Source organism: Sulfitobacter marinus (assembly GCF_900116285.1).
GTDB classification, from domain to species: domain Bacteria; phylum Pseudomonadota; class Alphaproteobacteria; order Rhodobacterales; family Rhodobacteraceae; genus Sulfitobacter; species Sulfitobacter marinus.
The window spans coordinates 408,800-430,909 of the sequence record NZ_FPAJ01000001.1 but is presented as its reverse complement, the minus strand read 5'-3'; the positions used below and the strand labels follow the sequence as shown (position 1 = coordinate 430,909).

Genomic DNA, 22,110 nt, shown 5'->3' with positions numbered 1-22,110 from the left:
ACCCTTGGTTAAAGTTGGTATTCGGGCCGGGCCTCTACAACTTCAGCTGTGCCCGCGCGTCTTCGAACGCCTCTGCCATTTCGTGCAGCACATCACCCACCGCGACGAAATCACTCTTTGCCGCGACCCGCGCGGTCGGCAGCATGGGAAACGTCACCAGTGACACCTCCCATAAATCCAGCTCGGTCAGCATGCGTTGGCCCGCGTCATTCTTGGCGGCCCGCACCGTGCGATAGCCGATGCTCAACCCGTCAATGGCCCCCGCCGCGACCAAGGCTGCTGCTTCGCGCCCCCGTGCCACACTGTCCAGAATGCGCCCCTTGACCCAAAGGCCCTTGGCGTCTTCGCGCACCTCATCCCACACGCCGATCGGCTGGCTTGGGTCGTGCTGCCACAGCATCTTGATCCGGTGACCCGACTTGGTTCCGGCGGCAAGCGACGCGGCATAGGCACCCTTGCGCACCACGTCCCCGCCTTGATCAGCCGCGCCAAACAGACTGGCATAGCCGCTGATCTCGGTGCCGTCCTCCACGGTGATCCCCCCCCCGAAACGGGCAAACTTATGCTCCAGACCGGTGCCGACTGCCGGCAAAACTCTCTCGTTCCCCGGCGCTTGGCCGGGGTTAAACATGTCATTTTCCATGACCGTCTCCTTTGAAATTCAAATCCCTAGGGCTGCACCACCAAGAACGACTGCACCCCTTGTGCCAGGATAACAGCCACGACACCGTAAACCGTCAGCCACAATCGCCGCTCCAGCCGCGACATCATCTCCTCCAGCCGGTCCAGCCGCTGCAAAAGGTTCTCGTGGTGGATCGCACTCACGCGCTCATGCGCCTGCAACCGCAACCCCGGTGCGCATTCAAACTGATCAAGCCGGATATCCTCACGCATCTGCGGCCACCGCAGGCAGGCCCAACAGGCTGCGCTTCTCTGCCTCGCTCAGGAAATCTGCTCCGGCCACACGGGCCCACTGGGCATCGCGCTCCTGCGCCAATGCTGACACCTGATCGAGATCCGGCTTCAACGCGAGCGTCTCCCCCGAAAAGCCGGACAACCAATGTGCCAAGGCAGCGGTCACACGGGTGGCCAGAGGTAACACAGTCAGCCGGTAAAACGCCCGATGCGCCTCTTGGTAGTTGGCATAGGTCGCATCCCCTGCGATCCCAAGCAGCATGGGTGGCACGCCAAAGGCCAAAGCGATCTCGCGCGCGGCGGCTTCCTTGGTTTTATGAAATTCCATATCCGAGGGGGAGAACCCCATAGGCTTCCAATCAAGCCCCCCTTCCAACAACATCGGCCGCCCCGCATTGCGCGCGCCTTGATGGTTGCTCTCCATCTCCGAAACAAGACGGTCATACTGATCGTCGCTTAGCTTGCCCTGCCCCTCCGCACCCCGATAGACAATCGCCCCGGACGGGCGCGCGGCATTGTCCAGCAACGCCTTGCTCCACCGCGAGGCGGATGTATGCACATCCATCGCCATCGCCGCCGCCTGCATGGGGCTGAACCCATAGTGATCATCCTGAGGGTGAAAATTCTTGATATGACACACTGGCGCGACAGGGCCGCTGGCGTCAAACCTGTGCTTGCGCCCGCCGACCGCATATTCATAGGCAACGGGCCATCCATCAGCGCCGGGTACCACCGACATCCGGTCCGACCGCAATACATGCAGTTCCACCGGCACATCGGCCTCGCCCCCCACGGCTTCGACATACCCGTTCCCTGACAACAGCAACTGCCCGTACAGCGCCTCCAGCAACTCCGCCCGGCCCTGACCGCCATTCGGACGGCTGATCAACGCCATCAAGGGGTGCGTCTCATAGCGGCGATCAGCATCCTGCAGGACCAGGGGCAAAGCCGCCGCAGCTTCCGCAATCAACTTAACCGACCGAAACCCTACCGGATTGCCGCAAAATCCGGCCCGTGTCAGGCTGACCGCATCACGCGGGCTCCACGCCACACGGCCACCGGTCTGATACGCCACTGTGGGGCCAGTCGCCGATGCTTTCTGCTCGGGCAATTCACCCGCCGCCCCGCGCCGTAGAAAATCAAAAACCATATCGCCCCACTCCTGTGCACGCGTCACTGCTGCGCGTCGTCCCAAAATCAAATCACCTGCAAAATCAAATTGCCAATAAACCTTTAACGCCTCTGAAACCGACCGTACGCTGCCCGCCGGCACGCGCCCGCTGCTTCATTTTGCCAAGTAAACTCTCCCCGAAGGGCCGGCCCGCCACGCGCGCGCCCAGTCACAGCAATCGCACCCCCGGTGCCCGCCAATGGGCAGCGGGTTCAATCAACAACTCGTGCAAGGCCCAGACCATCGCGTCCACCCGGTCCGGCGATCCACTGCCCTCATACCCCCGCGCGGTCATCCGACACATCTGATCCTCTAGCGCATCCATCCCCGCCACATGGGCAACCCGCCCCTGTTCATAAAGTGCGGCCACAGGCTCGGCCCGGGCCACCTTGCCCCGCGATGCATGAACCGATTTCAACGGCACCAGTGGATCGATCTGGCGCAGGACTTCGCCCACCATCAACCCGCCTTGGTTGGTCTCGACCACCAACCGATCCGCGCCGTGCTGCTCCATCGCCGAGATCGCGGCGCGCGCCCAACCCGATGGCGTGGCCCCTTGCACCGTGCAATCTGCCAGCACCACAGCCCGCCAGTTTTGTGGCGGCCCATTGGTCTGCGCGCCTACAACCACGATCCCGCATTCATCCGACGCCGATCCGGCGGTCGTGGCCGGATCAACCCCCACGACAATCCGGTCGAACACAGGCAAATCGCACACACGCCCTGCCTCCAGCATCTCTGATGTCCACAGCGCGCCTTCCGCATCGGCCAGCAACACGCCGTCCAACTCTTGCCGTCCCAACCGCGTCCCGCGATAACGCGCCCGTACCTCTTCCAGAAACGAGCCTGCGAGGTTCGCAGCATTCGCCTCGGTTGGCGCGTGCGTCTGTACCGTCGAAGGGGACGCCAAAAGCTTTTTCAGCACCCCCACATTGCGCGGCGTTGTCGTGACACAAACGCGCGGGTCATCCCCCAACCGCAAGGCAAACTGCAGCTGGTCCCACGTCTCTTCGGCTTTTTTCCACTTGGCCAGCTCATCCACCCAGGCCGCATCAAATTGCGGGCCGCGCAACCCTTCAGGGTCATGCGCCGTATGCACCGATGCTACCGCCCCGTTTGGCCAAACCAATCGCTTGCGCATTGCTTCCCAGTCAGGCCGCCGGTCTGCGGGCGAACAGGCCAGAATACCGCTGTCGCCAAAGATCATCACCTCGCGAACCTGTTCAATCGTCTCGCCCACCAGCGCTACGCGCCGGCAGCGTCCTGCGTCCAGGGGCCGCGCGCCTTCGACCTGCGACCGGACCCATTCGGCACCGGCGCGGGTTTTGCCCGCACCACGCCCGCCCAAAATCACCCATGACCGCCAATCGCCCTCTGGCGGCAATTGATGCGGCATCGCCCAAAACTCGAACAAAAAAGGGAGAGCCAAAAGCTCTCCCTCATCCAGTTCATTCAGAAACTGGTCTTGCAGCGCCGCATCGGCGGAGCCTATCCAGCTTGCACCCGATCTCAGCCCGCGCTCGGCCAAGATCAAGGGCATAGCCGCCGCGCGCGATGCCCGCTTGTCTGTTCCTACAGTCATTAAGATAGGTCTCCACTTTGACGCAAGTCGCCACCATGCCACTGGCTTTAGCCAGTGCCTTGGACGCCGCAGTTTCATTTAATTCCTCCCCGGAAATGGCCTGTTCTTTCAGGCTCTGGATTTCGCGACGCAGGTCGCGGATTGCTGATTGAAGCGCGCTGAAATGCTCTTCGCTTGTCGCAATCTCTTGCTCCGGGGTAATCATAGTCATTGTTGCTCAAGCCTCTCGTTTGGAACCTCCAAATCCGAGCGAAAACGAAAAACGGCCACCGGAAGTTAATCCGGGGCCGTCTGCCCATTTCGTCTAGCATGCCTAAATATCTACGTCAGAGCGGTCGCAAAGTCAAGGAAAACAAAGTTACCAAAACCTTCCAAGCCCTTACGATGGTTAAGAAATTCTTAAAATTCCAGCCCCAATCGCAGGATCAATCGCCCCCCGTTGACGCATTTCCTGCCGCCGCTGCACCACGCTCTGCCTCGATCACACGCCAAGCAGCCACATTGCGGTTATGCTCTTCCAGAGTCTGCGCAAATGCATGTCCGCCGGTGCCATCTGCAACAAAGAAAACATAATCCTCTTCAGCAGGTTGCGCGGCGGCCATCAGGCTTGCGCGACCCGGGTTTGCAATTGGTGTGGGCGGCAAAGCGTCGATGACATAGGTGTTAAAAGGCGTCGCTGCCCGCAGTTCGCTACGACGCAATCCGCGCCCCAGTACACCCTCGCCCTTGGTGATGCCGTAGATCACCGTCGGGTCGGTCTGCAACCGCATGCCTTGGTTCAAACGGTTGATAAACACGCTGGCCACCTGTCGGCGTTCTTCTGGCACGCCAGTCTCTTTTTCGATGATCGACGCTAGGATCAGCATCTCTTGCGGCGTCTCGATTGGCAGCCCCGGATCACGCGCTTCCCATGCTTCCGCCAGCCGCTGTTCCTGCACCGCCTGCATCAACGCCAGAATGGTATTACGGTCTTGGCCTTTGGTCGCCTCATAGCTGTCAGGGGCCAATGTGCCTTCGGCGGGGACAGCGGCAACAGTACCGTCCAGCAAATCAATCGACTTCATCGCCTCGACGATTTGCCAACTGGTCACACCCTCGGCGACGGCGATGCGATACCGCGTGTCGGCGTTGGCTTTGGTCTGGGTGTAAATCTCAGGCAGCTCGTCCACGCCCGGCGTAAACTCAACCCGTTCAACATACTTGCTGGTCGCAGGGTCAAGCTCGCGCACCTGTGTGCTGATTTGGTTGATGCCGATCCGGTACACAACTTCGGTGCCGCAGGTGCTTGCGCCGCCCCGTGTGACCGTGTCCACGATCTCTTTCATGCTGGATTCGGGCTGGATCAGAAAACTGCCTGCCTTAAGCGCTTGGGTCTTTTCCTCATATTCGGCCCCCAAACGGAAAACCATCGCCGAGCTTACGGCCTCTTGCGCGGCAAGGTTATTACCCACGGCACGCATGTTTGATCCACGTTCGACCTGCAGGCAAATCGCTTGTGCCAGCGGGCCGGGCGCATCATATTGCCCCCGCCCCCAAAGGATGACACCGCCCAAAAGGAACAGCCCCAAAATCAGGAACGTCACCGCGTTAGACGCAATATGTCGCCACATTAGGAGATCTTTCCGAACAGCACGCTCGCGTTGGTGCCGCCAAATCCGAACGAGTTGCTAAGCGCCACATCAATCTTACGCTCGACCTTTTTGTTCGGAGCCAGATCAATCTTTGTCTCAACAGCCGGGTTTTCCAAGTTGATGGTGGGCGGTGCCACCTGATCGCGGATCGCAAGGATCGAGAATATCGCCTCAATCGCGCCCGCAGCACCCAGCAGGTGTCCGGTGGCAGATTTGGTCGACGACATGGTGACGCCTTCAACCGCATCGCCCAGCATACGTTCAACCGCGCCCAATTCGATCACGTCAGCCATGGTCGATGTGCCATGGGCGTTAATGTAATCGACATCCTTTGGCTCAAGCCCCGCCCCGCGCAACGCATTGCGCATGGACCGTTCGGCCCCGTCACCGTCTTCGGCAGGTGCCGTGATGTGATATGCGTCACCCGACAGGCCATAGCCCAGAACTTCGGCGTAAATTTTTGCGCCACGCGCTTTGGCGTGTTCGTATTCTTCCAGCACAACGATTCCTGCGCCCTCGCCCATGACAAACCCATCGCGGTCCGCGTCATAGGGACGGCTGGCCTTGGTCGGGTCGTCGCCACGCTTGGTCGACAGCGCCTTGCAGGCGTTAAAGCCAGCCATGCCGATTTCGCAAATCGCGGCCTCGGCCCCGCCTGCGATCATCACATCGGCATCGCCGTGAATGATCAACCGGCTTGCATCACCAATGGCATGCGCGCCAGTCGAACAAGCGGTCACAACCGAATGGTTAGGCCCGCGGAAACCATAGCGAATCGAAACCTGCCCCGAAATCAGGTTGATCAGCGCGCCGGGCACAAAGAACGGGCTTACGCGGCGCGGGCCTTTTTCATGCATCATTACGGCTGTGTTCGCGATGGAATTCAACCCGCCGATGCCCGAGCCGATCAACACGCCGGTGCGGTCCTGATCTTCACGATCGGTCGGGGTCCAACCGGAATCCTCAATGGCCTGCTGTGCAGCGGCCATGCCGAACAAGATGAACGTATCAACCTTGCGCTGCTCTTTAGGCTCCATATAGGCGTCGGCATTGAACGTACCGTCGGTGCCATCGCCAAGGGGAACTTCGCACGCGTATTGCGTGACCAAACGGCTGGGATCAAAACCGGTGATCTGGCCTGCGCCCGATTGACCGTCCAGAATTCTCGCCCAGCTGGCCTCGACCCCATCGGCCAAAGGCGTCACCAGCCCCAAACCCGTCACAACTACTCTGCGCATATCAAGCCCCTTGGTGCATTTCTACGTTGGTCGGCTATACCTTGGCACCGTGTCGAATTTCAAGACGCGATAGACCAGTTCCATTTCAGTTCGGCGGGCCTTTGCGTGTCATCAGACGCACATTGGTGCCCTCGACCTCTACATTGCGTAGCGTCGCATAGCCCAATGTATCGGCCAAATGCAGCGACACATCGTTTTGCGCATCAATCATACAGACGGTGCGTCCGGTCACAACGCGGTCAAACCAATCATGGGCCGCAGTCGCCGCCTCAAGGCCCAACCCGTTGCCCTGCGCATCTGGGGACAAAACCCACCCGGCCTCGGGATAAGGGTCGAAATCATCACCAAATCCGCGCGCACCAAAGAAAAACCCGGTCTGCCCCGCCATCTCAAGGGTGCCGCGCGGCTGGATTGCCCATTGGCCAAATCCCGCGACCTGCCAATGACCGGCGTTGCGCAAAAATGCATCCCAAGACCGCGCTTTTGGCCAGGGTTTGCCGCTGATGTGGGTGACGACCTCAGGCGTGGCCCAGATTTCCGCAAAACGGGCGAAATCATCGGAACGCATTGACCTCAAGGTCAGTCGGGCGGTGTTGATCGTTGGTACAGCTCGAGACATATGGTGAATTACTTTCACGCTAAACTTATTACGCCGCCACTTTCACCCAACCTGCGGTGGTGAAACAAGTAAAATCGCCAAATCAAACGAAAAAAACGGCGTCCTTTCCATTTGAAAGAACGCCGTTTTCTAGAATTTTTACTGATCAACCCGCGTCGCGGGCCATCGAAAGAAGGCTTAGGAAGCTTCTTTGATGAATTTGACCGCGTCGCCGAAGGTTTGGATGTTTTCAGCTGCGTCATCTGGGATTTCGATGCCGAATTCTTCTTCGAACGCCATCACCAGTTCAACAGTGTCCAGGCTGTCTGCGCCAAGATCGTCGATGAACGACGCGTTCTCAACAACTTTGTCCTCTTCAACACCCAGGTGCTCTACTACGATTTTCTTTACGCGTTCTGCGACGTCGCTCATAATCTGTCCTCATTCATTCGGGCAACTCTTGCCCTCTTCTGTTTCCGCCCAAAGCCTGCAGGCCCGTTTGGATCGTGCCCCGAGGGGCGGCTATGGTTCTTGTTGACACAAGACATGGGGGGCGATCAAGCCTTCCCAAATTCGTTTCTGCGCCTCCTTTAGCATAAGACGCAAGTTTGGCAAACGCTTTGCAGCGCGCCGCTATAACATGGCCATACCACCATTCACATGCAAGGTGGTCCCTGTAACATAAGCCGCTTCTGCGCTGGCCAGATAAACAACGGCAGCGGCGATTTCCGCCGGCTCACCCATGCGTGCGGCGGGAATTTGCGACATGATTCCCGTTTTCTGATCATCGGTCAGTTTTTCGGTCATCGCCGTGGTGATAAAGCCCGGTGCAATCGCGTTCACCGTGATGCCGCGGCTGGCAACTTCATAAGCGAGCGACTTTGACATCCCCACCATACCGGCCTTGGATGCAGCGTAATTGGCCTGTCCGGGGTTCCCCGTTGCCCCCACGACGCTTGAGATATTTACGATCCGGCCCCAGCGGGATTTCATCATGCCGCGCATCACGCCTTTGCACAGTTTGAACGTTGCGGTGAGGTTCACGTTGATCACCGAATTCCATTCGTCATCCGACATGCGCATAAACAGGTTATCGCGGGTGATACCGGCGTTGTTGACCAAAATATCAACCGACCCCATCGCCTCGATCGCCTGTTTGGGCAGGGCTTCGACAGCGTCCATATCGCTTAGGTTACAGGGCAAAACATGGGCACGTTCGCCCAGCTCGGCCTTGAGCGCCTCAAGCGGCTCAGTGCGGGTGCCAGACAGTCCCACGGTCGCGCCTTGGGCATGCAAACTGCGTGCGATATCGGCCCCAATGCCCCCGGATGCCCCGGTGATCAGCGCGTTTTTACCTGTTAAATCAAACATATAAATATCCTTTAGTCGCGGCTTGCGCCGTATTTATCGGGTGGGTTTACGCGGTGTTCATTGCCGCTGCATCTGCGGCGGTGCCGACATTCACACAAGTTATTTCCTTGTTGATGCGGCGGATCATGCCGGACAATGCTTTGCCCGCACCGATTTCCCAGATCTCGGTGACGCCCTGCGCGCCCATCCATTCCACCGACGACAACCACCGCACCTGCCCAGTGACCTGTTCGATCAACAACTTGCGGATCTGGTCGGGATCGCTGACGGCCTCGGCCACCACGTTTGCCACGACCGGTACCGAGGGCGCATTCATCGTCACGCCGGCCAAGGCTTCGGCCATTTCCTCGGCAGCGGGGGCCATCAGCGCGCAGTGGAACGGTGCAGACACCGGCAGCAGCAAGGCGCGTTTCGCCCCGGCGGCCTTGGCCAGATCAAGCGCACGTTCGACGGCTGCCTTGCTGCCTGACACAACGTTTTGCGCCGGGTCGTTCTGGTTGGCGACTTGGCACACATCGCCTTGGGCCGCGTCGGCAGCAACCTGTTCGGCCTGCTCAAAGGTCAGCCCCAGCAGGGCAGCCATTGCGCCCTCCCCAACCGGTACAGCGGCTTGCATGGCGCGGCCACGGATGCGCAACAAGCGCGCCGTGTCTGCCAGCGAAAATGTGCCTGCCGCACAAAGTGCTGCGTATTCACCCAAGGAATGGCCCGCAACAAATGCGGCCTTTTCAACGGTAATCCCTTCGGCGTTCAGCGCGGCCATGGCGGCCATCGATGTGGCCATCAACGCAGGCTGCGCGTTCTGGGTCAGGGTCAACGCCTCGGCCTCGCCTTCCCAGATCAATGTCGACAGTTTTTCACCAAGCGCCTCGTCGACCTCGTCAAACACGGCCTTGGCCGCTGGATAGGCATCCGCCAGATCACGGCCCATGCCGATGGTTTGCGCGCCTTGGCCCGGATATACAAATGCAATGCTCATAAGGTCCCCCCGTTTCTGATTAAAACGGCTTTATCCTGTGGGGTCAGCGCAAACAAGCCTGCACCGACCCTGTGCGCATATCCGTAATTGCCGCCGCGCACCGCTTTGACGTAAACTATAACCCCATAACCCGGAGACCCAAATGGCCATTAGCAACACCGCAATCCGCTACGGCGGCGTCACAAAGTTTTTTCACTGGCTGACGGCTTTACTGATTATCGCTTTGATCGGGTCTGGCATGTTTGCCGAGGATTTACCCTATGAGACCCAAGACCAGCTGACGCAAAAAGCATGGTTCTTCTCGATCCATAAAACCATGGGTGTTTCGGTGTTTTTTGTGGCGCTGGCACGGATCATCTGGGCGATAAGCCAACCCAAACCGGGGCTGCTGAACGCGGATAAAAAGCTGGAAAGCTGGCTGGCGGGAACCGTGCATTGGGTGCTCTACGCGTCGCTCGTGATTGTGCCACTTGCAGGTTGGATCAGCCACGCCGCCGCGTCAGGTTTCGCGCCGATCTGGTGGCCCTTTGGCCAAAATTTGCCACTGGTCCCGAAAAGCACTGATGTAGAACATTTATTTGGTGCCATTCACGTCATTTCCGGCAAAGTTCTCATGGGCGCGTTGTTCCTGCATTTTGCTGGCGCGCTGAAACACCACTTTATCGATCGCGATTCGACCCTGCGGCGCATGCTGCCGGGCGAACCGCCCATCGGCCCCATGCCTGCCCAACATCACAGCAGCGCACCCGTGCTGACCGCTGCGGCGATCTGGCTAGCCACTGTGGCCGCAAGCGCTGCCGTGGGCCTGTCTGGCGAGAATGGCGGCGCGGCCCCTGCGCCCGCTTTGGAGCAGGTGGCATCCGAATGGACGGTCCAAGATGGCACAATCGGCGTCACCGTCAGCCAGTTCGGTTCGGCAGTCGAGGGCAGCTTTAGCGATTGGACCTCCGCCATTTCCTTTGACGAAACGGTAACAGAGGGCAAAGCGGGCAACGTCACCACGACAATCGCAATCCCGTCGCTCACCCTCGGGTCAGTCACGGATCAGGCAATGGGCGCGGATTTTTTCAACGCTGAAAACTTCCCCACCGCCACATTTGCGGCCGACATTACGGTGACAAATGGCGAATATCTCGCCGACGGCACGCTCACAATAAAAGACCAGTCAGTGCCGGTGTCCCTGCCCTTTAGCCTGACGATTGATGGCGACACTGCGACGATGCAGGCCACAACGACCTTGGACAGACGTGCCTTTGCCATTGGTGACAGCGTGACGGACGCCGGAACGCTAGGGTTTGATGTCGCTATTGATATTGCCCTGACGGCAACCCGCGCTGCGCAATAAACGGCCAGCCGCCAAATAAAAAAACGCCGGGGCACTAACCCCGGCGTTTTCATTTCAACCACTTGGCTAGAAAGCTTAGTCCGCTTTCATTGCCTCGATGGAAATGTTGATGCTGACTTCGTCGCTCACGAAAGGCGCGAACTTGCCAAGGTTGTAGTCCGAGCGCAAAACCGTTGTTGTTGCGTCGAAACCGGCCCAAGGTTTGCCCGCCATCGGATGATCGCCCATTTGGTTCAGCGTGGCATCCAGAACGACCGATTTCGTTACGCCGTTCATGGTCAAATCGCCGGTGATCAGGCCGGTTTTCTCGCCTGTCACTTCGATACCTGTCGACGTGAATGTCACCATGTCACCTTCGGCTGCGCCGAAAAAGTCTGGGGACATAAAGTGATCGGTGCGCGGCTGCCAGCCGGTGATCATATCCATAACCGGAAAGGACACGGTGACAGAAGAACTCGCAGGCTCTGCTTCGTCCAGCATGATTTCGCCATCAAAACCGCTGTACATGCCGGTCGTTGTGGAAAACCCAAGGTGGTTATAGGTGAAAACGATCTGGCTGTGGCTGGCGTCCAGAACATATTTTTCGGCGGCAAAGGCGGATGTTGCACCCAATGTCAGGGCCGTGGCTAGCAGGATGGATTTGAAAGTCATGATAAATACTCCGGTTGGATTGTCATATGGACTAAATGGCGCAATTACGGCGGTAGGCAACCCAGCAGGGGCAAACACTGTCTGCGCAAGAATGAACAGTTGCGCGCACAAAAAGTATAGCACAGTGGTTTTTGATCCGTGATAGTGACAGCAGCCGATCACACCCTTTTGACACAGCGCATTGCCCCTTGCCCTGCACGCGAAACCGTGTATATCGGCCCTTCGTTTTGCATCATCTTTTGAACCGCGCAGTCTCTCGTGGTGGGGCCGCAAAACGCAAATGCCTCGCCTATGAAATGCGCCTTGATATAAATAGGAGTGCACATGCCGCTTTATGAGCATGTTATGATTGCGCGTCAGGACTTGTCCAACACGCAAGCAGAGGGCCTTATCGAACATTTTGGCACCGTATTGGCTGACAACGAAGGCAAACTTGTCGACAGCGAATACTGGGGCGTCAAAACGATGGCCTATAAGATCAACAAAAACCGCAAGGGCCACTATGCCTTCCTGCGTTCGGATGCACCTGCAACCGCCGTTCAGGAAATGGAACGTCTGATGCGTTTGCACGATGACGTAATGCGCGTTCTGACCATCAAAGTTGATGAGCACAAAGAACTGCCATCCGTTCAAATGCAAAAACGTGACGAACGCCCCGAGCGCGGCGAACGCCGCGAGCGCCGTTGATCATCAGCTTGAAAGAAAGGACATAAACCATGGCCGCAAAACCATTTTTCCGCCGTCGTAAAGTCTGCCCCTTCTCGGGCGACAACGCACCGGCAATCGACTACAAAGACACACGTCTGCTGCAGCGCTACATCTCTGAGCGTGGCAAAATCGTGCCGTCCCGTATCACTGCAGTTTCTGCGAAAAAGCAGCGTGAATTGGCCCGTGCCATCAAACGCGCCCGCTTCCTCGCCTTGCTGCCCTACGCCGTTAAGTAAGGAGAAAGCACATGCAAGTTATCCTTCTGGAACGTGTAGCCAAGCTTGGCCAAATGGGCGAAGTCGTGGACGTAAAGCCCGGCTACGCACGCAACTATCTGCTGCCCCAAGGCAAAGCGCTGTCGGCTTCCAAAGCCAACATCGAAGCCTTTGAAGGCCAGAAAGCACAGCTTGAGGCGCAAAACCTCGAGACCAAAAAAGAAGCCGAAGCGATGTCGGACAAGCTGAACGGTCAGCAGTTCATCGTCATCCGCTCTGCTTCCGATTCGGGTGCTTTGTACGGTTCCGTTACAACACGTGACGCCGCCGAAGTAGCAACCGCCGAGGGCTTTACAGTTGACCGCAAGCAGGTTGTCCTGCGCAGCCCGATCAAGGATCTGGGCCTGCACGAGGTAACAGTTGTTCTGCACCCCGAAGTCGAAGCCACCATTCAGCTGAACGTTGCACGTTCCCCTGAAGAGGCCGATCTTCAAGCCGCAGGCAAGTCGATCCAGGAACTGGCAGCGGAAGAAGAAGCCGCAGCCGAGTTCGAGATTTCCGAATTGTTCGACGATATCGGCTCTGCCGCGAATGACGACGAAGATCTGGCAGAAGCTGTTGAAGCGCAGGAAGACGACGAAGCGAAAGCTTAAGTCTCTCAATGCCTTAGAAAATTTAACGCCGTCCCCGCATTGACCGGGGGCGGCGTTTTCATTTTGGGGGGCTCTATTTACCTCTGCCGATAACCATTGATAGAACCGGCCCCACGAAAGAAATTTTTTGCACGCCAATGCCCCCGATCTGCGGTTCTACGCCGATCAGAGCTGGTTTGGGCACCCCTCTGCCCATGCAATACCGCCACAGTTGCGCGACATCGCGTCCGTTGTAGTGTTTGCCTAGCAAAAACCAGAGTGCCCAGATGACAGCCCTATCCCGCCGCCTTTTGTGCCAGATGATCGTATGCTCCACCGCCCTTGCCGCTTGCGCAGGCACGTCGTCCCCCGGCCCAGCCCCTAAAATGCAGCTTCACCCGAATGAAACACCGGAACTGCGCGGGTTGATTAACAAATGGGCCGACTTTTACGAGGTTCCCCGCCCGCTGGTACATCGCTTGGCAATTCGCGAAAGCACACACCGCCCAGAGGCCCGCAATGGCACCTATTACGGGCTGTTGCAGATACTACCCGCCACAGCGCGCGGGATGGGCTTTCAGGGCAGCTCGGATGATCTGCTGAACCCTGATGTGAACCTGAAATACGGCGTGAAATATCTGCGCGGCGCTTGGCTGCTTGCAGATGGCGATCACGCGACGGCGATCAAATGGTATGCCAGTGGCTATTACTTTGAGGCCAAAAAACGCGGCATGCTCGTGGAAACCGGCCTGCGCAAAGGGTGATCGGAAAATTCGAATCTTCCGGCCCGGAATTTTGAAAAATTCCGCCACTGCCAGATAGCAAAAGGGCCACCCAAACGGATGGCCCTTCGCTAATTTTCACCGTGAAGGTCGTCAGACTTATTCGTCTTCCAGCGCTTCAACAGCTTTTTGAAGGTCTTCTTTAGACACTTCTTTTTCCTTCAATGTTGCTTGTTCAAACACGTGATCAACAACCTTGTCTTCAAACAATGGCGCACGCAGCTGCTGCTGCATTTGCTGGTTCTGCTGAACGAATTCAAAGAACTGGCGCTCTTGACCCGGGTACTGACGTGCCTGATTCATGATCGCTTGGGTCATCTCGGCGTCAGACACCTGAACTTCGGCCTTCTGACCCAGCTCTGCCAACAGCAGGCCAAGACGAACGCGGCGTGCTGCCAGTGTCTTGTGCTCTTCCGTGGTTTCGATCTCTGGGTGGTCATGGCCCTGAACATCAGGGTTGTCTTCGTGCCACAGCTGATGCGCGATTTGTCCTGCTTCAGCGTCCAGCAAGGACGGTGGCAGATCAAAGCTGACCAGCTTGTCCAGCTCGTCCAGCAGGCCGCGCTTCATCACAGCGCGGGATGCGCCCATGTATTCGGCTTCCAGACGTTCGGCGATTTGTGTCTTCAAACCGGCCAGATCTTCTGCACCAAACTTGGTTGCCAGTTCGTCATCGATCTTGGCAGCGACAGGCTTTTTAACGTCTTTGATTTTGCATTCAAACACGGCCTCTTTGCCGGCCAGATGCTCAGCTTGGTAATCATCCGGGAAAGAAACGGTAACGTCCTTTTCTTCGCCCGCAACGGCACCAACCAGCTGCTCTTCAAAACCGGGAATGAAGGAGTTCGAACCCAGTACCAAAGGATAATCCTCAGCAGCACCGCCCTCGAACGCTTCGCCGTCAACCTTGCCCAAGAAATCGAACACGATCTGGTCGCCGTCTTTGGCTTTGGTGCCCTTCTTGCGCGATTCAAAGTCTTGCGCGGTCTCCGCCAGGTTTGCCAACGCTTCTTCAACGGCGGCATCGTCGGCTTTGACGACCATTTTCTCAAGCTTGATGGATGTCAGATCAACGTCAGGAATCTCTGGCAGCGCTTCATAGGTCATGGTGACCTCGACGTCGTCGCCTTCTTTCCAGTCTTCGTTGGCCATTTTCACATCGGGCTGCATCGCGGGGCGATCGCCGGACTTTTCGAAATGCTCTTGCATGGCACCATCGATGGCTTCTTGCATGGCTTCGCCCATAACCTTTTGACCGAACTGCTTTTTCAGCAGCGCCATAGGTACTTTACCTTTGCGAAAGCCCTTCATTTCGACTTCGGGCTGTGCTTCGGCCAGCTTCTCGTTGACCTTGGCCTCCAGCTCAGCTGCTGTCACAGTGATGGCATAGCCGCGTTTCAGACCTTCGTTCAGCGTCTCGTTGACCTGCATGTTTGCTCCATAGGGTAAGGCCGCGCGATAATCGGCGCGGGCGGAAAAATTTCCGCTCTTCTATTTGGGCCTGCGCTTGGGCGCAAGCGGATTTGGGGTAGGCCCGGACCGGCGGCGCATAAAACCCGCCAAACCAAGCCCCGACTACATCCCCAAGGCTTCTTTATACATTTCAAGAACGGCTTCTTCTTCGGCGATGTCGTCTTTGTCACGTTTACGCAGCGAGATCACTTTGCGCAGCACTTTGGTGTCGTAGCCGCGCGATTTCGCCTCGGCCATAACCTCTTTTTGCTGCTCGGCCAGATCTTTCTTTTCTGAATCAAGACGTTCAATACGCTCGACGAACTGGCGCAGCTCGTTTGCGGTCACGCGGTAGGTTGCATCGCCAACAACGTCGGCGGATTCGGGATTTGTAGCACTGTCGCTCATTGCGGGATCCTGTGTCTGGAAAGGGTCAGCGCCCTGACTAACGCCGCGTCTGCCCTGCCGCAAGCCACACTTGCGATACCTTGCCGATTGAGATAGCTCGCGCCCCATGGAAAATACATCAATATTTTTGTTCGACATTCTCATCTGGTCCGGCGCGGTGATCACGCTGGTGGGATTTTTTGGCCTTGTTTGGTGTATCTTCACCGTAATGCGCGCAAAACGCGCCAACCTGCCGGAAGACGAGATGCGCGCGGTCTTGCAAAAAGCGCTGCCGCTGAACCTCGGGGCGTTGTTCCTGTCAGTGATCGGTCTGATGATGGTCGTGATCGGGGTCATGCTGGGCTGATTGCCCGGCGCGCGCATTAGAGCTTGAAACACATTCAATAATCTTTATGTATTCTGTTACCACGGGTCGCTAACGCGGCCCCTCCTTATGTGTGAACGGGAATGACATGATTGAAATCGAATGGATTTGGGGGCTGATTGGCGGCCTGATTATTGGCTGCGCCGGCGCGGTTTACCTGCTGGGCAACGGGCGCATCATGGGGGCGAGCGGTATCGTTGGCGGGCTTGTTGACGGAACCGGCCGTAGCCTTTGGGCCGAGAGGGTCAGCTTTATCGCGGCACTGATCATCGCACCTGCCGTGTTGATTTACTTTTCCGGCCGCCCCGCCGAAACCAACCTGACAGAAAACTGGGCGCTTATCGTGATTGCGGGCCTGTTGGTCGGCATTGGCACGCGGGTCGGCAATGGCTGTACGTCAGGCCACGGCGTTTGTGGCATCTCGCGCCTGTCACCGCGCGGGATCGTGGCGACATTGGTCTATATCTTTGCGGGCGCAGTGATGGTCGTTGCCCTGCGCTCCATGATGGGAGGGCTGTAAAATGCGGAACTTGATTGCTGTCGTTTCCGGTGCCTTGTTTGGCATTGGTCTTTATCTCGCTGACATGACCAACACCGTTAGGGTACAGGGTTTTCTTGATTTTCTTGGCAATTGGGATCCGACGCTAGCCTTTGTTATGGGCGGTGCGATTATACCGATGGCCGTCGCATGGGCGATGACGCGCAACCGCAAACCGCTGATTGGCGGCGCATTCCCTGCCCGCCCCGAGCCCAAGTTCGACCGCCGTCTGATTGTCGGCGCCATCTTGTTCGGTATGGGTTGGGGGTTGGTCGGTCTTTGCCCCGGTCCGGCGATGGCCTCGCTTAGTTTTGGCGGTATTGGCGGGTTGGTCTTTTTCGCGGCCATGCTGGTGGGTATGCGTATTGCCCCCAAAGTTTCGACATTGCTGGACAGCAAACCCGCAGCTGGTTAAATCACCTCATGGATATCCGCAAAATCACCCCCCGCTTCTTTGCTTCGCCTCAGATTGATCCGTCCGACATGGCCGCGATCCGCGAGGCGGGCGTTACCTTGATCCTCTGCAATCGCCCGGATGCCGAGGTACCGCCAAGCCACCAGCACGCCGCGATCAAGGCGGCTGCCGACGCGGCGGGGATCAAATTTGCGGTCCAGCCTTTGACCCACCAAACGATGACGCCAGACGTTATTGCCAACAACCGCGCAATTGGTGCCGGTCTGGAGGATGAAACCGTTCTGGCCTATTGCGCCTCTGGAACGCGGTCGACGATTGCTTGGGCACTGGGCCATGCGGGCGAGGTGCCAGCGGATGATCTGATCGAGGCCGCGCATAAGGGGGGCTATGATCTGTCCCACATGCGCGGCATCCTAAGCGCGCCCTACGCATAAGGCACGGATCACCCCGTATTAAGTTGGTCCATCTTCTCCGATGTGCCGTCGGCCTCGTCCTCGAATCCCGGTAAATCCGACAGATCGGGCATCGGGGCATTTTCAAAACCCATATCGGCGTCGGACTTAGTCGCACCATCGCCGCCTTGCCCTGTCAGAGCAGGCAGATCCTGAACGCTATAGAAATCGTCAAACTGGGCATCCTGTGCCGCTTCGGCACGCAAGGCAGCAGCATCCGATGATCGGCGCAGCGGAGTCTCGCGTTGTTTACTGCGGTGTTTGACCCGCACAGCGCGCATGCCTTCGCGCTGCCCCAGTACACCATGGCCGACAATCCGCCCTTCCATCGTCCTGACCTGCGCGTTGCTAAAACTGACGTGGCCCAACTCAAGGACCTGCCCAACCTCCAACGCCCCAACAGTCCGAATAGGCAGTTGGAGCTGGGTCAGTGACACGATTAGATCGGCTTTCAGCGACAAAACATTCTCGCAAAGGGTTTTATCGCCTTCCTCGGGAACGACGTCATCGTCTTCCTCAAAGGAAGGTTCAGCGATCTTTGGCGGAGGCTTGGGGACAGGCAGGCAAAACAGCAGTTCCCCCTGCCGGCTGCCTTGGGCCATATCAAGGGTCAGGCGCAAAATATGATAGGCGTCGGCCTCCAGCGCCAACATCAGCAAACGTAGGTCTTGTGCCTTTGCCCCGAACTTGAATCCAGCCATCAGCCGCCGTTCATCTTCGGTCTGGGGCAAGGGGGCAGCGCGTTCCAAAAGCGTGTTCAGAAACGGCTCGATCAGGGATGCATCGGTGGACGTCATGATGCGCGCCGGGGCATCGGCATTGAAGGGCTGCACCTCTCCCATCGTCTGCTGCTGGATCAGCCCCCCGACAAAGGCCGCATCCACCATGGCAGCACCGCGCGCACCGCCCGGCCCATCCAACAGAACCATCAGCTGGTCTTCGTTAAACACTTCGGCGCAGGCATCATTGCCGACGACGTCCTGCGTGGCACCCAAGACCGCCAACGGTAATTCGAAAAGATCCTGGCCGACCTTGGACATGCTCAACCGCAGCGCCCGGAGCACGGAAACAGTGCGCGACTGGTACATGACCCGTCCCGCCTGCGTCTTTCGCCGCATCGCTGATTGTTGCTGCTCTGTCACTGCATACTCCGCCGCACTCAGACCCCTTTAAGGCAGGTTTAAACGGTTAATCGTAAAGATGACCTTTATGCAGACGCCTCAACTTCATTATTGTCGGGGGTGCGGCCAGGTACCGCAATGGGCAGCGTGACGCGAAAACCGGCACCGGGACCACCTGGTAGATACACGATATCCCCTTGTAACTTCGTAATAATTTCACGGCATATAGCCAGGCCAAGCCCGGCCCCTTCGCCGCCCTGCCCCGGTACACGGCTAAATTTTTCAAAGATCAACGCCTGCGAAGCCGGATCAATGCCCGCACCGTTATCCACAAAATCAACCGCGACATACCCATCGTGACGCGTAACACTGATCCGCAGTTCGGGCATATCGGCGACACAGTATTTCTGCGCGTTGGTAATCAGGTTGATGAATACCTGCGCCAACCGGTCCAGATCGGTCTCGAGAATGACATCTTCGCTCTTGGTATCCCGGATGATCTGGATCGGCCCGGCATTTGCAGCCTTGCCCGTGGTGATCGCAAGGTCCAGCACATCGCGCAAGGACCCGCGTTGCCGGTTCAGCGTGACAGCACCGTTTTCAAGCACCGACAGCCCCAGCAGATCATCCAGCAGGCGCGTCAACCTGATGGTCTCGGAATGGATAATCGACGCATAACGGGTCTTTTCCTCGGCGCTCAAGGCCTGCGCATCGCGAAGAATCTCGGAGAAAGACCGGATCGAGGTCATGGGTGTGCGTAATTCATGGCTGATCTGGCTCAGAAAGCTGTCTTTTTGATGCGAAAGCTGGGTCAGCTTGTCATTGGCGCTGCGCAGTTTTTCTGCCGTGTCGGACAGTTCGCGCGATTTGATCTCGAGCTGGCTGGAATATTCCAACATCTGCGCGGATTCGTCGGCGACCGCCAGCAGATCACGCACAGAAACAGACGCGCCCCCAACAAGTTGCGCCACCATAGCATGGGCTGTTGCAGCCCCCACAGAGGCAGCCAGTTCGCGCTCCAACGCTTGCACGAAACGCGGCGTCGGCTCTGGCAATCCTTCGGCTTTTTCCTGCAATCGGGCCTGCGCACGAAAGAACGCCTGCGCCTCATTCGGGCCCAGAATACGCTGCGCCATGATCATCAGGTCTTCGGTGCCCGCCTCGGACGCGGTCCACCCGCGTGCGGGGCTTGAATGATCAAAGATGTTGACGAATTGCGCGCCCTGCAAACGCTCCATCGGGGTCGGAAAGCTGACCAGTGACCCCAGGATAAAGGCAAGCGTATTCAACGACAGGCTCCAGACCACAGCATGTACGGTGGGATCCAGCCCGCTGACACCGAACAGGGCCTCGGGCCGCAGCCACGACAGCCCCCACAGGCCTTGCTCAAAGGTCTGGGCCGACAGCGCCGCGCCGGGGCCAAAACTGGGCAAGAGCATCGTAAATATCCAAAGAGCAAAGCCGATGCACAACCCGAACACGGCCCCTGTGCGCGTAGCCCCGCGCCAGAACACGCCGCCCAGCAGGACCGGCAAAAACTGCGCCACCCCGCCAAAGGAAATCGTGCCAATCGCCGCCAATGCACCGCTGCCCCCCGAGGCGCGATAATAGGAATATCCAAGCGCGATGATGAACAGGATCGAAAAGCGCCGCGACAAGATCACCACATGACGCACATCGCCCGATTGCTGCACGGTCCCCTGCCCGAACGCCAGCCAGATCGGCATGACGATATGGTTGCTGACCATCGTTGAAAGCGCCAAGGTCGCCACGATCACCATCGATGTGGCAGAGGAAAACCCGCCCAGAAAGGCCAGCATCGCCAGATTGTTCTGGCCTTGGCTCAGCGGCAGGCTGAGAACGAACAGATCGGGGTTTGACCCCTCTGGCAGCAGATCAAGGCCGACCACGGCGATGGGCACTACGAACAGGCTCATCATCATTAAATATAGCGGAAAGGCCCAACTGGCGATTTGCAGATGACGTTCATCATCGTTTTCGACCACCAGCACCTGAAACATCCGCGGCAAACAGATCAAAGCCGCTGCCGCTAGCATGGTTAATGTGGCCCAGCGTCCGCCATCCACCTGCCATATCCCGATGTCAGAACGGTCAATCTGCGCCATCGCTTCGGACAGGCCACCGGCAAGGCCCCAGACCACAAACACCCCCACCGCGATCAGGGCAAGCAGCTTGACAATTGCCTCGACTGCGATGGCGATCACCACGCCGTGGTGGCGTTCGTTGACGTTCAGGTTTCGCGTGCCGAACAGCACCGTAAACAACCCCAGCCCCACGGCCACCCAGAACGCCGCCTGCGCCGTGTTGATCGGATCAGCCGTACCGCCCGCCAAATTTGAAGGTGCGGCAAAAATTGACAAGGACAGCGTAACCGATTGCAATTGAAGGGCAATATATGGTGTCACGCCAATCACGGCCATGACCGTCACCAAAATAGCCAGCAGGTTGGATTTCCCATATCGCGAAGAAATGAGATCGGCGACCGATGTCACACGGTGCGAGCGGCCAATGCGTACCAAGCGGCGCAGCAGCCACCACCAGCCGATCAGAACAAGACTGGGGCCAAGGTAGATCGTGACATATTCCAGCCCCGACCGGGCGGCATATCCAACAGCCCCGTAGAACGTCCAGCCGGTGCAATAAATCGACAGCGACAACGTATACACCAGCGGCGAGCGCAACAGCCAATCGCCGCGACCCTTGACCGCTGCGCGCTCTGCCGCAAAGGCGACGGCAAACAGGCCCACCACATACAACAGGCACACCGCAATCAGTTGGTTCAGCGACACCATCAGCTTTGGTTTTCTTGGGCGATCTTGCGCGCGGTGCGGCGCCACAGAAACAGCGCCAACAAGATCATGCCGAGCCAAACGCCGAATATGTAGCGCAGCGTGTGCGAGGTCGTAATCTCGGGGTCTGCGCCGGTATCGGGCACCGGCCATAACAGCGGCACCATCCACAATGCGAGGGCAAGAACCGGCAGCAAACGCACCGCGTCCATTAGCCTGCGAAACCGATAACTGCGCCGTGCCAGAAACAGGGGCGATCCGGGTCGGTTGCTCATGACGCGGTGGGGGTTGCCGCTGTCAGGGAATGAACCGCTTCAAGCATTTCCGCATTGGAAAACGGCTTGGTCATAAAGCGGCTGACACCGGCATCTTTGGCCATTTCGCGGTCACGGGCCTGCCCCCGCGCGGTTAGCATCAGGATCGGCAGATCGGCAAAAGCCGGATCGGCCCGCAGTTCCTTGAGGATTTCAAAACCGCTTTTGCCCGGCAACATCACATCAAGCATCACCAGATCGGGGCAGACCGTACGGATCACATCAACGGCGGATGACCCGTTGGCCAATGTCTCGACCCGCCAGCCTTCGCGGCCCAGCAGAAAGCGGATTGCCTCTGCGATATTTGTCTCATCCTCGACGAGCACGACGTGCTTTGTCATCGGTGTTTCCCCTCCCGTGGTGGTGCATGCCGCCCTTAAAAAGCGATCTCGGCCACCGGACCAAAGGATGCACCTTA

General features: G+C 58.1%; 26 protein-coding genes. 9 read left to right on the top strand and 17 right to left on the bottom strand.

The features are described 5' to 3' along the window. Positions 1–34: 34 nt before the first annotated feature. The 10 genes from BM347_RS02135 to fabD all read right to left on the bottom strand — a co-directional run bounded on the left by BM347_RS02135 (position 35) and on the right by fabD (position 9,485). Positions 35–631: an HK97 family phage prohead protease gene (locus tag BM347_RS02135; RefSeq protein WP_093915377.1), complete on the bottom strand. Its 597-nt coding sequence runs from the start codon at positions 629–631 to the stop codon at positions 35–37. A 38-nt stretch (positions 632–669) separates the two neighbouring features. After that, complete coding sequence (locus BM347_RS02130) at positions 670–894, bottom strand: GTA head formation protein, RCAP_rcc01685 family (protein ID WP_093914761.1); 225 nt, start codon at positions 892–894, stop codon at positions 670–672. Further along, positions 887–2,065 carry a phage portal protein gene (locus tag BM347_RS02125; RefSeq protein WP_093915376.1) on the bottom strand — a complete coding sequence of 393 codons (1,179 nt, stop codon included), beginning with the start codon at positions 2,063–2,065 and terminating at the stop codon, positions 887–889. The genes BM347_RS02130 and BM347_RS02125 overlap by 8 nt, the downstream gene beginning before the upstream one ends. A 190-nt stretch (positions 2,066–2,255) precedes the next feature. Next, the gene (locus tag BM347_RS02120; protein ID WP_483883286.1) at positions 2,256–3,626 is read right to left on the bottom strand and encodes a DNA-packaging protein; all 1,371 of its coding nucleotides are present in this window, start codon (positions 3,624–3,626) and stop codon (positions 2,256–2,258) included. A 467-nt stretch (positions 3,627–4,093) separates the two neighbouring features. Then, on the bottom strand, positions 4,094–5,278 hold the full coding sequence (gene mltG / locus BM347_RS02110; RefSeq protein WP_093914759.1) for an endolytic transglycosylase MltG: 1,185 nt from the start codon (positions 5,276–5,278) through the stop codon (positions 4,094–4,096). After that, the gene (gene fabF, locus BM347_RS02105; RefSeq protein WP_093914758.1) at positions 5,278–6,537 is read right to left on the bottom strand and encodes a beta-ketoacyl-ACP synthase II; all 1,260 of its coding nucleotides are present in this window, start codon (positions 6,535–6,537) and stop codon (positions 5,278–5,280) included. Before fabF ends, mltG begins: the two co-directional genes overlap by 1 nt. An 85-nt stretch (positions 6,538–6,622) precedes the next feature. Continuing rightward, the gene (locus BM347_RS02100) at positions 6,623–7,156 is read right to left on the bottom strand and encodes a GNAT family N-acetyltransferase (RefSeq protein ID WP_093914757.1); all 534 of its coding nucleotides are present in this window, start codon (positions 7,154–7,156) and stop codon (positions 6,623–6,625) included. Positions 7,157–7,333: 177 nt separating this feature from the next. Further along, positions 7,334–7,567 carry an acyl carrier protein gene (locus BM347_RS02095; protein WP_093914756.1) on the bottom strand — a complete coding sequence of 78 codons (234 nt, stop codon included), beginning with the start codon at positions 7,565–7,567 and terminating at the stop codon, positions 7,334–7,336. Positions 7,568–7,768: 201 nt separating this feature from the next. Beyond that, on the bottom strand, positions 7,769–8,506 hold the full coding sequence (fabG, locus tag BM347_RS02090; protein WP_093914755.1) for a 3-oxoacyl-[acyl-carrier-protein] reductase: 738 nt from the start codon (positions 8,504–8,506) through the stop codon (positions 7,769–7,771). 46 nt (positions 8,507–8,552) lie between these two features. Then, positions 8,553–9,485, bottom strand: a complete 933-nt coding sequence (gene fabD, locus BM347_RS02085) for an ACP S-malonyltransferase (RefSeq protein ID WP_093914754.1) — start codon at positions 9,483–9,485, stop codon at positions 8,553–8,555. Positions 9,486–9,627: 142 nt separating this feature from the next. On the opposite strand from fabD, the gene BM347_RS02080 reads away from it, so the two are divergent. Further along, the gene (locus BM347_RS02080) at positions 9,628–10,830 is read left to right on the top strand and encodes a cytochrome b/b6 domain-containing protein (RefSeq protein WP_093914753.1); all 1,203 of its coding nucleotides are present in this window, start codon (positions 9,628–9,630) and stop codon (positions 10,828–10,830) included. A 75-nt stretch (positions 10,831–10,905) separates the two neighbouring features. Here BM347_RS02080 and BM347_RS02075 read toward each other — a convergent pair whose 3' ends face one another. Continuing rightward, complete coding sequence (locus BM347_RS02075; protein WP_093914752.1) at positions 10,906–11,481, bottom strand: YceI family protein; 576 nt, start codon at positions 11,479–11,481, stop codon at positions 10,906–10,908. Between the two features lie 324 nt (positions 11,482–11,805). On the opposite strand from BM347_RS02075, the gene rpsF reads away from it, so the two are divergent. The 4 genes from rpsF (at position 11,806) to BM347_RS02055 (ending at position 13,800) form a co-directional block, all read left to right on the top strand. Next, positions 11,806–12,168, top strand: coding sequence for a 30S ribosomal protein S6 (gene rpsF, locus BM347_RS02070; RefSeq protein ID WP_093914751.1), 363 nt, complete (start codon positions 11,806–11,808; stop codon positions 12,166–12,168). Positions 12,169–12,197: 29 nt separating this feature from the next. Further along, complete coding sequence (gene rpsR / locus BM347_RS02065; RefSeq protein WP_005852865.1) at positions 12,198–12,425, top strand: 30S ribosomal protein S18; 228 nt, start codon at positions 12,198–12,200, stop codon at positions 12,423–12,425. An 11-nt stretch (positions 12,426–12,436) separates the two neighbouring features. Further along, on the top strand, positions 12,437–13,057 hold the full coding sequence (gene rplI / locus BM347_RS02060) for a 50S ribosomal protein L9 (RefSeq protein WP_093914750.1): 621 nt from the start codon (positions 12,437–12,439) through the stop codon (positions 13,055–13,057). Between the two features lie 299 nt (positions 13,058–13,356). Then, on the top strand, positions 13,357–13,800 hold the full coding sequence (locus BM347_RS02055) for a lytic transglycosylase domain-containing protein (RefSeq protein WP_093915375.1): 444 nt from the start codon (positions 13,357–13,359) through the stop codon (positions 13,798–13,800). Between the two features lie 117 nt (positions 13,801–13,917). Here BM347_RS02055 and tig read toward each other — a convergent pair whose 3' ends face one another. Together tig and BM347_RS02045 are read right to left on the bottom strand one after the other, a co-directional pair. Next, positions 13,918–15,249 (bottom strand): trigger factor, encoded by a 1,332-nt coding sequence (gene tig, locus BM347_RS02050; protein WP_093914749.1) that lies wholly within the window; start codon positions 15,247–15,249, stop codon positions 13,918–13,920. A 144-nt stretch (positions 15,250–15,393) separates the two neighbouring features. Then, positions 15,394–15,678, bottom strand: a complete 285-nt coding sequence (locus BM347_RS02045) for a DUF2312 domain-containing protein (protein ID WP_093914748.1) — start codon at positions 15,676–15,678, stop codon at positions 15,394–15,396. A 106-nt stretch (positions 15,679–15,784) separates the two neighbouring features. On the opposite strand from BM347_RS02045, the gene BM347_RS02040 reads away from it, so the two are divergent. From BM347_RS02040 to BM347_RS02025, 4 genes are all read left to right on the top strand, one after another. Continuing rightward, on the top strand, positions 15,785–16,024 hold the full coding sequence (locus BM347_RS02040) for a hypothetical protein (RefSeq protein ID WP_093914747.1): 240 nt from the start codon (positions 15,785–15,787) through the stop codon (positions 16,022–16,024). Between the two features lie 106 nt (positions 16,025–16,130). Next, positions 16,131–16,562 carry a YeeE/YedE family protein gene (locus BM347_RS02035; RefSeq protein WP_093914746.1) on the top strand — a complete coding sequence of 144 codons (432 nt, stop codon included), beginning with the start codon at positions 16,131–16,133 and terminating at the stop codon, positions 16,560–16,562. A gap of 1 nt (position 16,563) precedes the next feature. Beyond that, on the top strand, positions 16,564–16,995 hold the full coding sequence (locus BM347_RS02030; protein WP_093914745.1) for a DUF6691 family protein: 432 nt from the start codon (positions 16,564–16,566) through the stop codon (positions 16,993–16,995). Between the two features lie 8 nt (positions 16,996–17,003). Next, positions 17,004–17,429 (top strand): protein tyrosine phosphatase family protein, encoded by a 426-nt coding sequence (locus BM347_RS02025; protein ID WP_093914744.1) that lies wholly within the window; start codon positions 17,004–17,006, stop codon positions 17,427–17,429. An 8-nt stretch (positions 17,430–17,437) separates the two neighbouring features. On the opposite strand, the gene BM347_RS02020 is transcribed toward BM347_RS02025, so the two are convergent. The 4 genes from BM347_RS02020 to BM347_RS02005 all read right to left on the bottom strand — a co-directional run bounded on the left by BM347_RS02020 (position 17,438) and on the right by BM347_RS02005 (position 22,033). After that, entirely contained in the window at positions 17,438–18,589 is a 1,152-nt protein-coding gene (locus BM347_RS02020) for a FliM/FliN family flagellar motor switch protein (protein WP_139226439.1), read from the bottom strand. 65 nt (positions 18,590–18,654) lie between these two features. After that, a complete protein-coding gene (locus BM347_RS02015) occupies positions 18,655–21,381 on the bottom strand; it encodes a sensor histidine kinase (protein ID WP_093914742.1) in 2,727 nt (908 codons plus the stop codon). Continuing rightward, entirely contained in the window at positions 21,381–21,653 is a 273-nt protein-coding gene (locus BM347_RS02010) for a hypothetical protein (protein ID WP_093914741.1), read from the bottom strand. The genes BM347_RS02015 and BM347_RS02010 overlap by 1 nt, the downstream gene beginning before the upstream one ends. Continuing rightward, the gene (locus BM347_RS02005) at positions 21,650–22,033 is read right to left on the bottom strand and encodes a response regulator transcription factor (protein ID WP_093914740.1); all 384 of its coding nucleotides are present in this window, start codon (positions 22,031–22,033) and stop codon (positions 21,650–21,652) included. The genes BM347_RS02010 and BM347_RS02005 overlap by 4 nt, the downstream gene beginning before the upstream one ends. Positions 22,034–22,110 lie beyond the last annotated feature (77 nt).

Coding starts and splice junctions, on each gene's coding strand:
- fabD (WP_093914754.1), bottom strand. CDS start 9,485: ATGAGCATTGCATTTGTATATCCGGGCCAAGGCGCGCAAACCATCGGC.
- mltG (WP_093914759.1), bottom strand. CDS start 5,278: ATGTGGCGACATATTGCGTCTAACGCGGTGACGTTCCTGATTTTGGGG.
- fabF (WP_093914758.1), bottom strand. CDS start 6,537: ATGCGCAGAGTAGTTGTGACGGGTTTGGGGCTGGTGACGCCTTTGGCC.
- rpsR (WP_005852865.1), top strand. CDS start 12,198: ATGGCCGCAAAACCATTTTTCCGCCGTCGTAAAGTCTGCCCCTTCTCG.
- BM347_RS02100 (WP_093914757.1), bottom strand. CDS start 7,156: ATGTCTCGAGCTGTACCAACGATCAACACCGCCCGACTGACCTTGAGG.
- BM347_RS02015 (WP_093914742.1), bottom strand. CDS start 21,381: ATGGTGTCGCTGAACCAACTGATTGCGGTGTGCCTGTTGTATGTGGTG.
- fabG (WP_093914755.1), bottom strand. CDS start 8,506: ATGTTTGATTTAACAGGTAAAAACGCGCTGATCACCGGGGCATCCGGG.
- tig (WP_093914749.1), bottom strand. CDS start 15,249: ATGCAGGTCAACGAGACGCTGAACGAAGGTCTGAAACGCGGCTATGCC.
- BM347_RS02125 (WP_093915376.1), bottom strand. CDS start 2,065: ATGGTTTTTGATTTTCTACGGCGCGGGGCGGCGGGTGAATTGCCCGAG.
- BM347_RS02010 (WP_093914741.1), bottom strand. CDS start 21,653: ATGAGCAACCGACCCGGATCGCCCCTGTTTCTGGCACGGCGCAGTTAT.
- BM347_RS02025 (WP_093914744.1), top strand. CDS start 17,004: ATGGATATCCGCAAAATCACCCCCCGCTTCTTTGCTTCGCCTCAGATT.
- BM347_RS02035 (WP_093914746.1), top strand. CDS start 16,131: ATGATTGAAATCGAATGGATTTGGGGGCTGATTGGCGGCCTGATTATT.
- BM347_RS02075 (WP_093914752.1), bottom strand. CDS start 11,481: ATGACTTTCAAATCCATCCTGCTAGCCACGGCCCTGACATTGGGTGCA.
- BM347_RS02030 (WP_093914745.1), top strand. CDS start 16,564: ATGCGGAACTTGATTGCTGTCGTTTCCGGTGCCTTGTTTGGCATTGGT.
- BM347_RS02095 (WP_093914756.1), bottom strand. CDS start 7,567: ATGAGCGACGTCGCAGAACGCGTAAAGAAAATCGTAGTAGAGCACCTG.
- BM347_RS02080 (WP_093914753.1), top strand. CDS start 9,628: ATGGCCATTAGCAACACCGCAATCCGCTACGGCGGCGTCACAAAGTTT.
- BM347_RS02120 (WP_483883286.1), bottom strand. CDS start 3,626: ATGCCCTTGATCTTGGCCGAGCGCGGGCTGAGATCGGGTGCAAGCTGG.
- BM347_RS02055 (WP_093915375.1), top strand. CDS start 13,357: ATGATCGTATGCTCCACCGCCCTTGCCGCTTGCGCAGGCACGTCGTCC.
- BM347_RS02045 (WP_093914748.1), bottom strand. CDS start 15,678: ATGAGCGACAGTGCTACAAATCCCGAATCCGCCGACGTTGTTGGCGAT.
- BM347_RS02135 (WP_093915377.1), bottom strand. CDS start 631: ATGTTTAACCCCGGCCAAGCGCCGGGGAACGAGAGAGTTTTGCCGGCA.
- BM347_RS02040 (WP_093914747.1), top strand. CDS start 15,785: ATGGAAAATACATCAATATTTTTGTTCGACATTCTCATCTGGTCCGGC.
- BM347_RS02005 (WP_093914740.1), bottom strand. CDS start 22,033: ATGACAAAGCACGTCGTGCTCGTCGAGGATGAGACAAATATCGCAGAG.
- BM347_RS02130 (WP_093914761.1), bottom strand. CDS start 894: ATGCGTGAGGATATCCGGCTTGATCAGTTTGAATGCGCACCGGGGTTG.
- rplI (WP_093914750.1), top strand. CDS start 12,437: ATGCAAGTTATCCTTCTGGAACGTGTAGCCAAGCTTGGCCAAATGGGC.
- rpsF (WP_093914751.1), top strand. CDS start 11,806: ATGCCGCTTTATGAGCATGTTATGATTGCGCGTCAGGACTTGTCCAAC.